Raw genomic sequence first — 17,796 nt, 5'->3', positions numbered from 1 at the left:
TTTACTAGATAATTAATTAGAAGACTTTACCTAATATTTAATTACAGAAAACAAAGGCAGACCCTTTATGTATAGTGTCCTCCAAAAAAGTTGGATACTTTTTGGGAAAACTACACATAGGCCTGCCTTCACTTATCATGTGCCGTTTAACGGCTACTCTTTGTTCATCCGTACAATAACCGGCATAAACCGTCCTTCGATATCTACCAGCTCCTGCTGAGCGCCGATTACTTTTTCGATATCCTTATATGCGAGCGGATTTTCTTCCACGCTGCCACCGATCAGTGTTACACCTGCTTCCGACACTATTTTTTTCAGGGCAGACATAGTCATTTTCTCCCGTGCCCTGGAGCGGCTCATCGCTCTGCCGGCGCCATGGGAGGCGGAGTACAACGCTTCTTCCACACCTTTGCCACGTACCAGATAAGCCGCGGTAGTCATACTGCCGGGGATGATGCCCAGTTCGCCGGCATGAGCCGGTGTAGCGCCTTTACGGTGCACGATCACTTTACGTGTATCCGTTAGCGTTTCCTCCCAGGCGAAGTTATGATGGTTTTCCACCGTCACCAGCCCTTTCAGCCCCATAGCCCGGGCCAGGTTGTGATGTATCCGCTGATGACAGGCACGGGCATAATCACCGGCCAGGTTCATACTCAGCCAGTATTCCTGTCCTGCTTCGCTGTTCATATCCAGCCAGGCCAGCTGTTGTGCGGACCGGGGCAGTTTACAGGTGTCCATCGCTATTTTCGTATAGTGCTGCGCGATAGTGGCCCCCAGACCACGGCTGCCGGAATGCGACAACAGCGCCAGGTATTGTTTGGGCGGCAACGACAACGAGTTGTCTTCCGATAAGGTGAGCAACCCGAATTCTACGAAGTGGTTGCCGCTGCCGGAAGATCCGAGCTGTCTTACTGCCTTGCCATGCAGACTTTTCAGCAGCGTGGTAGCACGGAAATCAGGACTGTCCAGCACCGCATGCTCCTGATAAAAATCAAGGCCGCCTTCCATTCCAAAATGGGTATAATCTTTTAAAGCTACCTTCAGCTGATAACTATAACGCTTCAGGAAACTTTCGCCTTCATCAAAAAGTGTGAGCGCCATGCGGCAGCCGATATCGACTCCTACCGCATAAGGTACCACCGCCTGTTCGGTGGCCAGCACCCCTCCTACCGGAAGGCCATAACCCATGTGAGCGTCAGGCATCAGCGCACCCTGCACTGTCACCGGTAAAGACATAGCCAGTTCCATCTGCTGACGCGCCGATGACTCTATCTCCTTTGCACCATAGATTTTAAGTTGACCGCTTTTTTCCAGCAACTGATAAGACTGGAAATTACATTCCTTAGGCTGCTCCGCGAAAACGGCAGCGATCGGACCCAATACCTCGTCCTGTAAATAATCTGCCGGACGGGCTTTAATATCGGTCAGCAGTTGTATAATATCGGCTTTCTGATGATGTTTGAAATGCCGGGAAATAATATTGATCACCAGGCTCCTCGCCCTGTCATCTGTATAGCCTATTTTACTGAGTTCTTTTGTTTTTAAACCAGACAAAATATGTGTATTTAATATGTTGTAGTAAAAATGAATGTGAAAAGCACGGGGTATCCGCTGAGACGATATCACAGCATACAGCAGGGCACAACATTACGGCGTTATAAAACGCAGCATGCTATAGACCGGGTATTACAGAAATGTTCAGGGAATAAACCGGCGGATGCCTGTTAGGCAACGCTTACAAGAGGCGATATGTAGGTATGTTCTTTCATGATTCCTTTGTATTTAAAGAGATGAGAAAAAGGAATTACGACGCAAAGATATATATTTTTTTTATAGTTCCGTTTTTCGCCAAAAAAGATCTGCATTATAAATCAGTCAATTGCATTCACATCTCTCTAAAAAAATAATAAAAAGCATAAAATTTAAATGCAAAGGTGGTGTTAAAATCAACGTTGATAATCAGCTAAAGCGTAAATTTGTGATAGTGGTTTTCCCCGCACATGATAACCTCCGGGCCTTTCCGGGCGGGGTATTACAACATAGTAAATCCTTGCACGTATGGACAAACAACTTATCCGCAACGCTTATAAACTTTACTGGCTGGAAAACGGTAAAGCCCCTGTTTCTGTATTTAGCCTGTGTAAACAGCTCGACATCAGCGAATCCGCTTTTTATGAAGACTACAGCTCTCTCGAAGCCATTGAAAAAGATATCTGGTTGTCTGTATTCCAGGTAACACTCGATCAGTTGGTCCAGGATGAAATCTATCAGCAATATTCCGCACAGGAAAAACTGCTGGCCTTCTACTTCCTCTGGGTACAGAAATTAAAGGACGACCGCAGCTACTTCCTCCTGCAGAGGGAAAAATTCAGACTGCCCGACCTCTATCGCAATAAACTGGAGACCTTTAAACAGGCCTTTTATGCCTATGTAAGAGAACTTATTAAAGAAGGTTATACCTCCAACGAAATCAAGGAACGGAAATATATTTCCGACCAATATGTACATGGCTTCTGGGTACAGGCTCTTTTTGTATTGAAATACTGGCTCAATGATTCCAGCGCCAATTTCGAAATGACAGACGCTGCTATCGAAAAAGCCGTCAACCTGAGCTTCCAGCTGATTAAATCCAACACACTGGACTCTTTGCTGGACTTCGGGAAATTCATCTTTACGCGGAAATAGGTTTTATGAAAGAACAATCCAATATCCCCACCACGAAAGTGGAGAGGGCTGGAAAATTTGTAAGCACTGGTCTTAAAGTAGGCACCAATTATATTAAACATTATACCCGTAAACTGATAGATCCTTCTGTCAGCAAGGATGCATTGCACCAGGACAATGCTTCTGATATTTACGATACGCTGAGCAGCCTCAAAGGCAGCGCCCTCAAAGTGGCGCAGATGCTCAGTATGGATAAAGGTATGCTGCCCAAAGCCTACACCGAAAAATTTGCTATGTCACAATACAGCGCCCCGCCACTGTCCGGGCCGCTGGTAGTCAACACCTTTGTTAAAACACTGGGTAAATCTCCGTCCCAGCTGTATGATAAATTTGATATGCACGCCTCCAACGCTGCTTCCATCGGCCAGGTACATAAAGCCTGGAAAGACGGAAAACAGCTGGCCGTGAAAATACAATACCCCGGCGTGGCCAACAGTGTCAAGTCTGACCTCCGTCTCGTAAAACCCTTCGCCATCCGCATTGTAGGCATGAACGAAGTGGATATGGATAAATACTTTGAGGAGATAGAAAGCAAACTGCTGGAAGAAACAGACTACAAACTGGAACTATCCCGTTCCATGGCCCTTTCACAGCAATGTGCCCATATTCCTCATCTGCAGTTTCCGCAATATTATCCGGAACTGTCATCCGAAAGAATCATCACCATGGACTGGCTCGACGGCCAGCATCTCAAGGAATTCCTGCAGAGTAATCCATCCCAGGAAGCCCGTAATAAAATAGGCCAGGCACTGTGGGACTTTTACCAGTTCCAGGTACACCAGCTTAAACAGGTACATGCAGATCCTCATCCCGGCAACTTCCTGATGCGGACCGATGGTACCGTAGGTATCTTCGACTTCGGTTGTGTGAAAGAAATACCGGAAGATTTCTATTACAACTACTTCCTGCTCACCGATAAGGAAGTCTTGAAAGATGAAAAACGCCGGCATGAAATATATACCAACCTGGAAATGATCCATCCCAGCGATACGCCCAAAGAAATAGCTTTCTTCAGCGGGCTTTTCCAGCATATGATCGATCTGCTCACCCTGCCTTTTACCGTAGATAACTTTGATTTCGGCAATGAAGTTTATTTCAATGAAATCTATGCGTACATGGATGAGCTTTACAATATGAAGGAAATCAGGGAATCCAAGGTAGCCAGAGGTTCCAGGCACAGCCTGTACATCAACCGTACTTACTTCGGGCTATATTCTATTCTCAGTGACCTGAAAGCTAATATCACAACAGGAGCCAGCTATTTTTCACCCAAACATTAAGATCACGCCAAGAATGCACTGTGTGATCATCGTGCAAATACGCCCGTTGGTCGCAACAAATCCCCGGGATGCCCATTAATGCCTAAATTGCGGCATGGCTAACGAATGGTATAACCGCAAATGGGCAATTGTTGCTACGCATGCATTGGTGTGGGCATTGTTGTTTTCCCTTCCTTTCCTGCTGAAACCTACTTATGAAAAGCCGGTTTCTTCCAGTGAACAGGCAGAGCGTGAAGCCTGGTTTTATTTTCTGATGGGATTTTACCTGATACAGGTAGTTTTCTTTTATATCAATGCTTTTCTGCTGATACCTGCCCTGGTGCAGAAAAAACGGATAGTGGAATATGTGGGCGTGCTGATGCTGATGCTGACGTTTTATTTTGTCAGCCGTTATACGTTTGAGCGGTTTTATCTCCAGCGGACAACGGTAGACCCGAAGCCCACCATCCTCTTCAGCTTTTTCACCTTTCTGTTTATACTCTCTGCCAGCACGGCTTATCAGATGATACGGGAGCGGATTATGCTGGAACGTAAAGTCAGCGCCCGGGAAAATGAAAATCTGAAAACGGAACTATCGCTGCTACGTTCTCAGGTAAGCCCGCATTTTATGTTTAATGTACTCAATAACATGGTGTCGCTGGCCCGGAAAAAATCTGATCTGCTGGAACCTTCGCTGATCAAGTTGTCTTCCCTCATGCGTTACATGTTGTACGAAGCCGACGAGGAAAAAATGCCCCTGCAGCGGGAAGTAGAGTACTTACAGAGTTATATCGACCTCCAGCGTCAGCGCTTTGGTCAAAATGTGGAAATCAATGTAGAAATGAATGTGCCGCATAACCATTATGAAATTGAACCCATGCTGCTGATCCCGTTTGTGGAAAATGCCTTTAAACATGGTACCGGTTTCATTATGCATGCCCAGATCGATATCAACCTGTTTACCACCGCCGATAAACTTTTTTTTGCGGTGAGAAACAAATACAATCATCTTTCGGAAGAAGTGAAAGACAAAACCAGCGGAATAGGACTGGCCAACGTAAAGCGCCGGCTCAACCTGCTTTATGGAAATGATTATGTGCTGCAGATAAATTCAAAAGATGACTGGTTTTACGTAACATTGCAGTTGAACCTACATTGAATGCCAAAATCTGAGACTGTTAAAATCAAGAGATATCGATGAGATGTATTGCCATTGATGATGAACCACTGGCGTTGGATCTTCTGGAAGACAACATCAGCATGGTGCCATATCTACAACTGATAGCGAAATGTAACAATGCTTTTGAGGCTATGGAAGTGCTGCGTACCCAGCAGGTAGATCTTATTTTCCTGGATATTCAGATGCCCGGCCTTACCGGGCTGCAGTTTTTACAGTCTATGTCCAGCAAACCCCTGGTGATCCTGATTACTGCCTACGAAAAATATGCACTGGAAGGATTTAATCTTGATGTGACCGACTACCTGGTAAAACCGGTATCCCTGGAACGTTTTATCAAAGCCTGTAACAAAGCCCATGAACTGTTTCAGCTCAAAGCCGCCGGCAAAACCGGTAAGGAGCAAAGCGACTTTTTCTTTGTGAATGTGGACTATAGTCTTTTTAAAATTGTCTTCTCCGATATCATCTGGATAGAAGGGCTGAAGGATTATGTCAAAATCCACCTGAAAGGTTCAGCCAAACCGGTGGTGACGCGCATGAGCATCAAGGGACTGGAAGAACAGCTGCCGCCTGCGAAATTTATCCGGGTACATAAGTCATATATCGTATCCGTGGCTGCTATCACGGCCATCCGCAAGAACAGCGTGTTCCTTGAGGAAACCGAGTTGCCCGTAGGCGATACCTACCGTGACACACTCTATGCCATCGCCGGAAAAAGTCAACCCTGATAAAACCGGTTTTGTATCAAAATTTCAACCGCTCATCTCATTTGCCGAAAAAATCGATTCGGCAAATCTATTTTTGCATCTTCAAGAACTATTTACAATGCGAAAAATCTACTCGTTTATCATGCTCTTCCTGCTCGCAATGCAGGCCAGTGCGCAAGCTCCGGGCGCCAAAGGACCGGGCGGCATGGCCGGCAAAGGACCAGGCAATATCGGACATGTATATGGGAAATTGATCGATTCCGAAGGTAAACCAATCGGTTATGCCTCCGTCATCATCCTGCAGGGCCGTATGGACACAGCCACCAAAAAAATGAAGGACGTACTGGTAAAAGGTGTGCTCACCAAAACCAACGGTGAATTCAGCCTCGATGAACTACCCCTCAGAGGCCCGCTCAAATTGCAGGCTTCCGGCACCGGTTATAAAACATATACCCAGGCCGTAGTATTCCCTCCGATAGACAAAGATCTCGGCAATATCAAACTGGCTACCAGCACCACCGAGCTGCAAGGCGTAACCGTTACCGGTTCCAAACCCCTCATGCAGATGGACATCGATAAAAAGGTGTTCAACGTGGAAAAAAATATTGTCAGCGCAGGCGGTACTGCCCTCGACGTGGTGAAAAACGTTCCTTCCGTGAATGTAGACATCGATGGTAATGTATCCGTACGTAACGGTAATCCCCAGCTGTTTATCGACGGTCGCCCCACTACCCTCACCCTCGAACAGATTCCTGCCGATGCGATCGAAAGCGTGGAAGTAATCACCAACCCTTCCGCTAAATATGACGCTTCCGGCGGTAACGCGGGCATCCTCAACATCGTTCTGAAGAAAAACCGCAAAACAGGCTACAACGGTAATCTGCGTGCTGGTGTAGACAAACGCGGTGCACTCAATGGCGGCGCCGACTTCAACCTGCGTCAGGGTAAAATCAACTTCTCTGCCAGCGCTATGGGCAACCAGATGAAAAGCCGCACCAATGGTACCACCGACCGTAACAACTTCGGTGATAATCCCGTAACACGCATTCTGCAGTCCAATAGCAACAAAACCAATGGCGGCTTCGCTTTCGGCAAAGTAGGTGTTGACTGGTTTGCTACCAACCGTACCACATTATCCATCTCCGGTATCAAAGTACACGGTGAATTCAACCCTTCTGAAGTCATCGATATCAATACCGACACGATCAGAAACCTCACAACCAGCATGTACAGCCAGCGTAACTCCGCCAGCCACATGCAATTCGATGCGAATGGTCTGGTACTCGGTATGAAACACCTGTTCCCTAAAGAAGGAGAAGAACTCACCGTAGATGCGAACTACTTCGGTGGCAAAAGCAACAACAACGCAGATTATACCACCGACTACTACACCAACGGACAGGGTAGCCCAGTGGGCCACACCAGCAAACAACAGATACTGGGTAATGGTAAAATCACCTTTATCACGGTGCAGACAGACTACGTAAAACCGTTTACTCCCAAGCTGAAATTGGAAACCGGTCTCCGTATGTCCAGCCGCCGTACTGAAAGCAATTTCGATAACTACATGTTCGGACAGGACGGTTATAAACTGATTCAAGGCGCATCCAACAATTTCAAAAACACGGACAACGTATATGCTGCCTACGCCAGTATCTCCCACAGCATCAAAGACTTTGGTTATAAAGTAGGGCTGCGCGCTGAAAGCTCCGACTACAGCGGTGAGCTGATCAACGTAAAACAATATTTCAAAAACAATTATCCGGTGAGCCTCTTCCCGTCCATCTTCCTCAGCCAGAAGCTGAAAAATGCACAGGAACTGCAGGTTAGCTATACACGCAGGATCAACCGTCCCAATTTCTTCCAGCTGATTCCGTTCACCGATTCAACTGACAAACTGAATATCACCAAAGGTAATCCCGGCCTGGTACCGGAATTCACCCAGTCTGTGGAACTGTCTTACCTGAAAACATTCAAAGGCAACAACACCTTCATGGGATCTGTGTACTACAAACATACCAACAACCTGATCACCCGCTTCCTCACCAAGGAATCCGATCCGGTCAGTGGTAGCGAAATGCTGGTAAACACCTATATCAACGCCAACTCCAGCTACTCTATGGGTGCAGAACTCACTGCCATGAATACCATCACCAAATGGTGGAACATGTCTACCAATGTGAACATCTATAACTCGAAGATCAATACAGACAATGTAGGACAACCTTCGCAGGATGCCATGTGGAGCTGGTTTGGTAAACTGAACAACACCTTTAAGCTGCCGCTCAATTTCGAAGTACAGCTTTCCGGTCTTTATCAGTCTAAAACCAACCTGCCTGTCAACGATAACAAAGGCAGACAGGACGGCCCTTCGATGCAGCAGTCACAGAACGCTTCCCAGGGTTACATCGCTTCCTTCTATGCAGTGGATGCAGCCATCAAGAAGAGCTTCCTGAAAAACAATGCTGCCTCTGTAACACTGAGCTTCAGCGATATCTTCAGAAGCCGTAAAACAGATCAGTACTCTACCAGTGAGTATTTCACACAATACTACAATCGTCTCCGTGATCCGCAGATGATCCGCCTCAACTTTGCTTACCGCTTTGGTAAAATTGACGCCACCCTGTTCAAACGTAAGAACATGGCCGGCGGCATGCAAGGCATGTCAGAGGTTGTACAATAATTTTATGATTTAGGGATTTTGAGTATTTATGTTACTCAAAATCCCTAAATCATAAATCCATCAGTTACGTAGTTACCCCTGTTTTTTTCTTCCCATATTTCTACCGATCTCCAGCCCCTTCTCCCCTACTACTTTTGCGGTCACAATACCAGTCATATACAAAGGATAGTAATGCCCCTGTTAATATTGTGTCTACTTTTTTCCAGCAGAAAAAAGAGTGCCTACACCCGATGACAATAGTGGTCCTGTAAATGGTAAACCCGATGACTACGGGAAGGCCGTGGTGGCCGTGAAAAGGGTTGTGAATGAAATTGATTTTATCAGTATCAGAATATTAGCGTTCAGGAATATTTGGTTAGAGAGCAGGCCGGGTCAGGGATTCCGGCCTTTTTCGTCAGGGTACAACAAATATGCGGGATCACTCTGCCATACTTCCTTTGTATCAATATTCATGGCGGAGAGTTTACCGGTGAAAGCAGCACCGGTGTCGATGTTATGCACATTTACCCTCACCATCGGCAGTTCTTCGTCATAATTCAACGTAGGTGTATGACCGATGTAAATTTCTTCGTATAGTAGTAACCGTTTGGGATAGCACTGTGAATCCTTTTTCAGCCGTTTGTCCATTGCCAGCGCCAGCTCCCACAGGGTGCGGTCCCAGTAACACATGGCTTCAAAACGTTCATATGCAGGGCCATGCATGGAAGCATATCCGGCATGTATAAACAGGCGGTCATCTTCTTCATAATAATTCAGCATCCTGTTGAAAAAAGCAAGATGGTGAATCCTTTCATGATCAGACAGTTTAAGATAACTGGCTACAGTAGCTCTGCCTCCATGCTGCAGCCAGCTGGCAACAGGCTGTTCGCCGGCCAGCCACATCTCGCACCAGGCATCATGGTTGCCTTTGATAAAAATACAAGTATACTGTGCAGACAGCTCCATCAGATAACGGATCAGCTCTGCTGATTCAGACCAGCCATCAACATAATCCCCTAAAAAAATAAACCGGTCGTCCTTTTCCGGTGCGATCCGCGTGATCAGTTGCTGCAGCGCTTTTAACGCACCGTGAATATCGCCAATAACATATGTGGCAGGCATGATTTCTTTTATTTATACATGATATCCGTCCGGAGCACATATTTGGTACCTTCTGTCAGCAAGGTTCCTTCGTGCAGCAACGGATGATAAAATACGAGCGCCATGCCCGTTTCGGGGAGAATTTCTTCTCCTGATTTAAACACAGTGCTGCCACCGGTGTAACCTTCATTCAGATAAATCATGAAAGTATACTGGCTGGCTTCAAACCGGTTGCGTTCAAAACTACCGTCCTTATGCATTTTAAAGCGTTGTCCCGGGCTGTACTTGTAAAACCGGAACAGCTCGTTCAATCCGCAGGCAGAGCGGTTATCTGTGCCTTCCGGCGCGAAGGCTTTCAGCCTTTCCCACATAAAGGTAGCATAAGCCGGATCTTTATACAAGACCCTTTCATTATTCCGGACACCTTTAATCATCCGTTGTACGCCGTTGCCCACGTCTACCGTGGCTTCTTCATAACCCATGGCCTCACTGCGGGTGATCAATTCTTCACATTCCGCAACAGAGAGAAAATTGCTGATCGTAAAAATCTGCGGGGTATAGTTATGTTTTTCCATGATAACCTGGTTTTTAATGAAGATCAATACTGTTTTTTAATGCACTGTTTTGCAGAAATAAAGGCTTTCTTCCGGCACCAGCAGGTCTTCAAGCCGGCCAGCAACGGCGTAGTTGGCAATGGCGGGTTGGAAGGCCTGGTATACCACCAGGGAATCATCTGTTTGCTGGGCAACTATATGTTTGCCGGATGTGGGTAGTGTTTCCTGTAATTTTTTCCAGGAAACGATTTTTAGTTTCATGAGGCGTTAACATTGATCTGAAAACTGTTCTTTTTCAGTTTTTTATTGAACTTATATAAGTCGGGATGACGGTTTTGGAGCCCTTCCCTTTTGGTACCGGTGTTGATCACATAATTGGCGTCCAGGATTTTGCGCCTGAAATTACGTCTGTCGAGTGTGGTTTGCAGAATGCATTCGTACAGTTCGTGCAGCTCGGTGATAGTAAACAGTTCATCCAGCAATTCGAAGCCTACCGGATAATACAGGATCTTGGAACGAAGCCGCTGCAGCGCTATCTGGAAGATGTCTTGGTGATCGAATCCCAGTCTGGGCATTTTAAGGACGTTAAACCATTTTACATCATTGGCCATGCTACCCACAATGATATTAAAACGGGCAGGGTTGATGAGGGCGTAGTACCCCACGGCGATTACTCGGCCACGGGGATCACGGGCCGGGTCATCGAAAGAATAGAGCTGTTCGAGGAATACATCATCTATCCCTGTTTTTGTTTTAAGAATGCGGGAACAGGTATCACGAAACGTTTCATCCATCTGCAGAAAGCCACCAGGCAAGGTCCAGCAGTCTTTGAAGGGCTCTTCTTTTCTGTTGAGTAGGAGCACAGACAAGGTGTTGTCATGATAGCCGAATATGACCAGATCTACTGCCAGTGATGGATTTTTGTATTCGTGAAATTGTTTCATGTCCGTTTGCGTCATTTTAACGTGAAGTAACGGTTTTTTTTTGAGATAGCCTAAAAAAACGGATGCTTATCTTTGTGGATCTCTACCACAACATTATACTATGCCTCCAGAAACACAGATGTCCAGATACGATTGGAACGTCGGGAACCTCCAGCATCTTTCGGAGCAACGAACAGCACCGGCACCCGCAGATTTCTCTGCTTCCCATGCCCGGCTGCAGCCCCGTATCTCTGATACGCCCGAGCGCTATGAGCGCATCCAGTACGAAAGCCTGGAACCAGGATGTACGCTGGTAAATGTGTACATCAAAGCCAAAACAAATACCATTTACCATCTGGAACCCAATACCAGCAATGATTTCCTCTACCTGTCCTATACGCAATATGAGAGAGGTATCGTGCTCAGGCACCGGGGAGTTTCCACCGAGCAGTATATCAGTGGACAAAAGGTGTGCAGCTTCTACAACAACCTGTATGGGGATGAGAGCCATTTGTCTGCCGGCACCGTTGCCCGCACGCGTTTTTTTGCCTTCACCCGTGAGTGGCTGCAGGAGCACCTCGATACTTCCCAGCTACCAGCTGACAGCCCTCTGATGCGTATCCTGCAGAAACAAACAGAAAAAGTGACTATCAATACCGGACCTTTCCAATCAAAGTTGCTGGAAGAACTGGATACGCTGATGGATGCCGGTTTTCGTTCTCCTTTGTTCCTGCTGGAATTCAAAAAAATCTCCTATAGCCTGATCAGTAACGGTTTAAATGTATTCCTTGCTCCGGAGTCAGTACCAGCAAACTATCCCACGCATCATCAAAATGGTATCAACCGGATCGCAGATTACCTGGATGAACATTTCCAGAAGGGCTTTCCGGGCCTGTCTGCCCTCGCAGACATCGGTAATATGAGCATTACCACTATGCGGCGGCAGTTTGAGCAACAAATAGGATATACCCCTTTCTCGTACTTTCAGCACAGGCAGATGAACTTTGCAACAGAGCAGCTGCAACGCAAAATTCCTGTAAAGGAAGTAGCCCACTCCCTGGGCATCCGTAATCCGGCCAATTTCACCCGGCTTTTCCGGAAATATTATGGTATAACGCCGGCGGATATGCGAAAGAAAATGATCATGAATGATAAGTGATTGGACATAGTAGAGTAGTCTCCTGCAGTAATTTTGCGCATCTGCGTATATCCTGATACGTTATATCTCATCCCTGCGCTTTGAATTATTACTGCATGAAAAAATTCTACCTGTTTATCCTCAGTAGCTTTTTGCTATTGACAGCCTTCCGGGCTTCCGCCCAGGTCTGCTATGTAAGGGCCTATGCTGCTCCCAATGGTGACGGCCGCTCCTGGGAAAGGGCTTTCAATTCCCTTGATGATGCATTGACAGCTGTAAGTCAAGGCTCCTTCAACGAAATAAGAATAACGGAAGGTACCTGGTATCCTTCCGAGCTAGCTGGGGATGATGCCCCTACCATCACCTTCTGGATACAGGCTTACAAGGTTACCATACTGGGTGGCTACCGTGCTGATGCCACCTCTTCCAATGAAATCCGTAACCCCGCGCTTTATTCCACAGTACTTAATGGCGACTACCGGAGAACACCGGGAAACGCCGCAGATAATGCCGGTCACGTAGTATATGTAAATAACGGCTCAACTGTTATGCTGGATGGTCTTACCATCACCGGAGGCTATGCAGAACAAAGCGCAGACAATCCCGGTACCATGGCCCGATACGGCGGAGCCATCCTGGCCAGCAACTGTAATGTGACACTGCGCAATGTAAAACTGATCAATAATAGCACCGGCAACATGGGAAGTGGTGGTGGTGTTTATCTATACCAAAGTCGGCTAACAATGGATAGAGTACTCATCCAATCCAATACTGCCGATGAAGGCGGCGGTATTGTCGCAGAAGTTTCATCTACCGTTGTAGCCAGCAACTGCGTTTTTCTGAACAATTCGAGTAAATATAATGGAGGAGCACTGGTATCATCCACTTCCAACATAACGCTTGTCAACAATACTTTTGTCGGAAACAAGGCATCCAACTACGGTCCGGGATACCTCGCAAAATCAGGCAGCGCCAATATTTACAACTGTATCTTCCAGAATAATATCACGGTGGCGACGAATAGAAAAAACGACGTCACCTCATTCGCCACTGTATCCAGCGCCAACAATCTGTCTGACGCTGCTCTCTCTATTTCCGGTGCCAATAATAAGACTAATACAGACGCCCGTTTGGTCAGCGTTTCAGATGTATCCTTACGAAGTAGCTCTCCTGCCATTAATGCCGGCACCAATGCCCCTTACCAACCCGGCGGCAATCCCGAACTTTCTGGTATTATGGCAGACATGGCCGGCAATCCCCGCTTTTATAACAACGGCACCGTTGATATCGGCGCCTATGAATTCCAGGGGAATTATACACCTGATGCGACTGTCAACAGCATCGACAAAGCGGATGCCTCCCCCACCAACAGTGACGTGGTTAATTTTACTGTGAACTTTTCCCAGCCTGTCACCGGGCTCACCACCTCCCACTTCACTTTACCCAATGGTGGCACCATCCAGGATGTGATGCCCATCGCAGGCTCCAACGACCAGCAATGGCTGGTAACCGTTACGACTGTTGAGAGCAACAACCTCACCCTGCAATTAAACAACCAGACAGGACTCGCCGTAAACCTGACCAACATACCCTATACCTCTTCCGGATATGTTATTGATAAAACAGCCCCGCAAATCAGTACAGCCAGTCTTTTCACCAGCAACCCTGTCACCACACTTGCTAAAGCAGGCGACAAAATACAGCTGAGCATCACTGCCAATGAGGCCATCCAGTATGCTACCGGCACTATCGCCGGCAAAACAGCCACTGTAACCCCGTTTCCTCCCGACCGCTCCGAACTGAAGATACTGGTAGCCGGTACCGATGCGGATGGACAGGTGACTGCAAAAGTGACTATCACCGATCTGGCAGGCAATAGCGCTACCTATAACATCCCTGCTGATATCGCCGCAGGCCAGCCTGTTTACATAGATAATACACCACCGCTGCTGACGGTGAATCCGCTGACCACCTGGCTTGACATAAACGGCAACGTCACCATCACACAGAGCATGTTAAACTATCAGGCGTCAGACCCGCCGCTGCTGGCCCCTGTAGCCGTATCTTTCACAGACCGTACGCTGAGCGCCGCCAATATGGGCGCCAATACCCTGACACTGACGGCTACAGATAAAGCTGGAAACATTACCACCAAAAACTTTACTGTTACCATCGCCAATCGTTATATCAGCAGCCTGCAACCGTTAACCCCGGCCACTTTCACGGTTGCTTATGGCACTCCCTTCGCGGGAATATTACCTGCTGCCACCACTGTTAACTGGCAGGATGGTGGTCAAACCAGCGTGGCACTCAACTGGGACAGCAGCCCCTATAATCCGCTCGTAGCCGGCTCCTATACCGTACAGGCAGTTCCTGTACTGCATTCCACCTGGATAGGTACTGGTCAGAAAGTAAGTGCTACCATTAACGTAAGTAAACGTATAGTCGTTACCGTTCCTACTCCTTCCGCCATCAACACGGAGCTGGGAACAGCCTTTGCTGCACTCGGTCTGCCATCCACCTTGCCGGTCACTTATTCACCAACCACCACCGATACTAATCCGGTGGGCGTCACCTGGCAAGCCGGGAGCTACAACCCTGCTGTAGCCGGCACTTATACACTCACCGGTAGCATCATTCCGGATGCCAACACCGATTTGCCTGCCGCCCTGCAAACCGTTAATATCACCGTAGTGGTGAAAAAACGTGTCATCAGCAGCATACCGGCCATCAATCCTGTTTCTGTTGTATACGGCAGCACACTGGGCAGCATCCTGCCCACCAGTATTATGCCTACTTATGCAGTGAGCAGCCCGGATAATCCGGCACTAAACATCAGCTGGGACCTGAGCAGTTACGATCCGTTGAAAGCCGGTCCCCAGACCATCACCGGGACACTCAGTGCAGATAGTAATACCGACACAAACGGTCAGTCTATGACCACCAGTGTAACCGTTACCGTAGGCAAACGTACTATCGCAGGTATAACACCGGCAACAGCCATCACCGTGCCTTATGGCACCACCCCTGCAGCGATAGGCCTCCCATCGCAGATAGCAGCGACCTACATACCTGCCACCAGCAACACAACACCACTGAATGTTACCTGGAACACCAGCAGTTACGATCCGCTTACAGCAGGTACCTATAACATCTCCGGTACACTGACAGCAGATAACAACACCGATATCACCGGCCAGCCGATGACTACCAGTGTAACCGTTATCGTTAGTAAACGTATCATTATTGGTATTACGCCGGCAACGGCCATCACGGTGCCTTATGGCACTACTCTTGCAGCAATAGGCCTGCCATCGCAGATAGCAGCCATCTATTCGCCTGCCACCAGCAATACAACACCATTGAACGTTACCTGGAACACCAGCAGTTATGATCCGCTGAAAGCAGGTACCTATAATTTTTCCGGCACACTGACAGCAGATAACAACACGGACATCACCGGCCAACCGATGGAAACCAGTATATCCGTAACCGTTAGTAAACGTACCATCTCCGGTATTACGCCGGCAACGGCCATCACTGTGCCTTATGGCACCGCTGTGGCTGCGATAGGTCTCCCACCACAAATAACAGCGACCTATACACCGGCCACCAGCAACACAGCACCGCTGAACGTTTTCTGGGATACCAACAACTATAATCCGCTCATAGCCGGCACCTATACCCTCACCGGAACACTCACCGCCGATACTGATACTGATCCGGGCAGTCAGCCGATGACAACCAGTGTAACCGTTACCGTTAGCAAACGTACCATCACTGGCATTACCCCGGCAACGGCCATCACGGTACCTTATGGCACTGCACCTGCAGCGATGGGTCTCCCATCGCAGATAGTTGCGGACTATACACCTGTGACCAGCAACACAACACCGCTGAACGTTGCCTGGAACACCAGCAGTTATGATCCGCTCACAGCCGGCGTTTACACCATTCCCGGCACTTTGGTGGCAGACAACAACACAGATGTCACCGGCCAGCCGATGACTACCAGTGTAAGCGTCACCGTTAGCAAACGCACTATCACCGGCATTACACCAGTACCTTCTATAACAGTGTCTTATGGCACTAGCTTCGTCGATGTGGGCCTGCCATCACAAGTAGCTGCCACCTATGCACCAGCTACCACCAACACGGCCCCGCTGAATGTAACCTGGCAGGCAGGCAACTACAACCCTGCGGTTGCTGGCACCTATACCATCATCGGTATACTTACCGCTGATAATAACACTGATGTGAGCGGACGAAACATGATCATCATTACCAATATCATTGTCGATAAACGTAGTATCGTTTCCGTTACCACACCTGCTGCGGTACAGGTAGCCTATCTGACGCCATTTGGCAACATCGGCCAGCCTTCCACCGTACCAGCCGTTTACACCGACAATACCAACGGCCAGATCCCTGTTCAATGGGATGCCTCTACCTACAACAGTTCCACCCCAGGCACCTACGTACTGCGCGGCAGCCTGCAACCTGATGCCAACACTAACAACCGGATGGACGTTACCACCACCTTCACGGTGACCGTCCTACAGGGTAACCAGCGCATCACGGCTGCAGCCGTTGCCGACAAGTACGAGGGTGATGCCACCTTCACCCTGCAGGCCAACAGCAACGCAGGATTGCCATTGCAATTCACGTCCGATAATCCGGCTGTTGTTGCCATGAATGGCAACCAGGCCACACCCGGTGTCCCCGGCACTGCAGTCATTACCATCACACAGCCCGGTGATGTGAACTATACAGCCGCAACACCAGTGACCGTTACCGTTAAAGTACTGGCATGGCCCGATGCAGCCATCAGTGCCAATGGTAACACCACGATCTGCGAAAATGAAAACCTGACATTACAAGGCATTACCGCCGGCAAGTACCAATGGTTTCTGAATGGCGTTCCTGTCAACGGTGCCAGCCAGCAAAACTTCAGACCCACAGCCTCCGGCAACTACCATGCAGCTGTAACCTTTGCCAACGGTTTCACTAAAACATCCAATACCATTCCGGTGACTATTCATCCGCTGCCGGATGGTCGTGTAGCCGCTGCCGGTAGTACCACTATCAGCAAAGGCGCCAGCATTCAACTGCAAGCTTCCGGTGGCAGCAGTTACGCCTGGACACCTGCACAGTGGCTGGACAATCCGTCCAGTGCCACACCTGTAGCCAGACCTGCTGCCAGCACCCGCTACGAAGTGGTGATCACCAGCCCCGCCGGATGCAGCATGCGTAAACAGATCGATATTTCCGTAGAAGAAGATTTCAAACTGACAGGAACCAACATCCTCACGCCTAATGGCGATGGTATCAACGACTACTGGGTAGTAAAAAATATAGACATGTACCCTGACAATGAAGTGAAAGTGTTTGACCGCGCCGGCAGACTCGTATTCCAGACCCGCCACTATAACAACACCTGGAACGGCACTATCAATGGTCAGCCACTCGCCGAAGGTACCTACTACTACATCATCACCGTAGGCCAGCAGATTAAAACATTCAAGGGTTATATCACTATCGTTCGATAACA

12 protein-coding genes are annotated in these 17,796 nt (G+C 48.1%); 7 read left to right on the top strand and 5 right to left on the bottom strand.

Features of this window, described 5'->3' with window-relative positions; all coding sequences use genetic code 11:
- Positions 1-153 precede the first annotated feature (153 nt).
- A complete protein-coding gene (locus DF182_RS20170) occupies positions 154-1,554 on the bottom strand; it encodes an RtcB family protein (protein ID WP_113617615.1) in 1,401 nt (466 codons plus the stop codon).
- 504 nt (positions 1,555-2,058) lie between these two features.
- Between DF182_RS20170 and DF182_RS20165 the strand changes: the two genes are divergently transcribed.
- From DF182_RS20165 to DF182_RS20145, 5 genes are all read left to right on the top strand, one after another.
- Entirely contained in the window at positions 2,059-2,685 is a 627-nt protein-coding gene (locus tag DF182_RS20165; protein WP_113617614.1) for a TetR/AcrR family transcriptional regulator, read from the top strand.
- Between the two features lie 5 nt (positions 2,686-2,690).
- The gene (locus tag DF182_RS20160; RefSeq protein ID WP_113617613.1) at positions 2,691-4,004 is read left to right on the top strand and encodes an ABC1 kinase family protein; all 1,314 of its coding nucleotides are present in this window, start codon (positions 2,691-2,693) and stop codon (positions 4,002-4,004) included.
- A 94-nt stretch (positions 4,005-4,098) separates the two neighbouring features.
- A complete protein-coding gene (locus DF182_RS20155) occupies positions 4,099-5,142 on the top strand; it encodes a sensor histidine kinase (RefSeq protein ID WP_113617612.1) in 1,044 nt (347 codons plus the stop codon).
- Positions 5,143-5,180: 38 nt separating this feature from the next.
- Complete coding sequence (locus DF182_RS20150; RefSeq protein WP_113617611.1) at positions 5,181-5,888, top strand: LytR/AlgR family response regulator transcription factor; 708 nt, start codon at positions 5,181-5,183, stop codon at positions 5,886-5,888.
- A gap of 97 nt (positions 5,889-5,985) precedes the next feature.
- The gene (locus DF182_RS20145) at positions 5,986-8,550 is read left to right on the top strand and encodes an outer membrane beta-barrel family protein (protein WP_113619658.1); all 2,565 of its coding nucleotides are present in this window, start codon (positions 5,986-5,988) and stop codon (positions 8,548-8,550) included.
- Between the two features lie 372 nt (positions 8,551-8,922).
- Here the strand turns inward: DF182_RS20145 and DF182_RS20140 are convergent, their stop codons facing one another.
- The 4 genes from DF182_RS20140 to DF182_RS20125 are packed head-to-tail and all read right to left on the bottom strand — an operon-like array spanning position 8,923 to position 11,128.
- Positions 8,923-9,651 carry a metallophosphoesterase gene (locus DF182_RS20140; protein ID WP_113617610.1) on the bottom strand — a complete coding sequence of 243 codons (729 nt, stop codon included), beginning with the start codon at positions 9,649-9,651 and terminating at the stop codon, positions 8,923-8,925.
- An 8-nt stretch (positions 9,652-9,659) separates the two neighbouring features.
- Complete coding sequence (locus DF182_RS20135; RefSeq protein WP_113619657.1) at positions 9,660-10,205, bottom strand: 2OG-Fe(II) oxygenase; 546 nt, start codon at positions 10,203-10,205, stop codon at positions 9,660-9,662.
- A gap of 36 nt (positions 10,206-10,241) precedes the next feature.
- The gene (locus tag DF182_RS20130) at positions 10,242-10,445 is read right to left on the bottom strand and encodes a hypothetical protein (protein WP_113617609.1); all 204 of its coding nucleotides are present in this window, start codon (positions 10,443-10,445) and stop codon (positions 10,242-10,244) included.
- Entirely contained in the window at positions 10,442-11,128 is a 687-nt protein-coding gene (locus DF182_RS20125) for an NUDIX hydrolase (RefSeq protein ID WP_161964191.1), read from the bottom strand. Before DF182_RS20125 ends, DF182_RS20130 begins: the two co-directional genes overlap by 4 nt.
- A gap of 100 nt (positions 11,129-11,228) precedes the next feature.
- Between DF182_RS20125 and DF182_RS20120 the strand changes: the two genes are divergently transcribed.
- Positions 11,229-12,266, top strand: coding sequence for a helix-turn-helix domain-containing protein (locus DF182_RS20120; protein ID WP_113617607.1), 1,038 nt, complete (start codon positions 11,229-11,231; stop codon positions 12,264-12,266).
- A gap of 95 nt (positions 12,267-12,361) precedes the next feature.
- On the top strand, positions 12,362-17,794 hold the full coding sequence (locus DF182_RS20115) for an Ig-like domain-containing protein (protein WP_113617606.1): 5,433 nt from the start codon (positions 12,362-12,364) through the stop codon (positions 17,792-17,794).
- Positions 17,795-17,796: the final 2 nt, after the last annotated feature.

The organism is Chitinophaga flava, from assembly GCF_003308995.1.
Lineage (GTDB): Bacteria > Bacteroidota > Bacteroidia > Chitinophagales > Chitinophagaceae > Chitinophaga > Chitinophaga flava.
The sequence above is the reverse complement of the archived record's forward strand: the minus strand, read 5'-3'. Positions and strand labels throughout refer to the sequence as shown.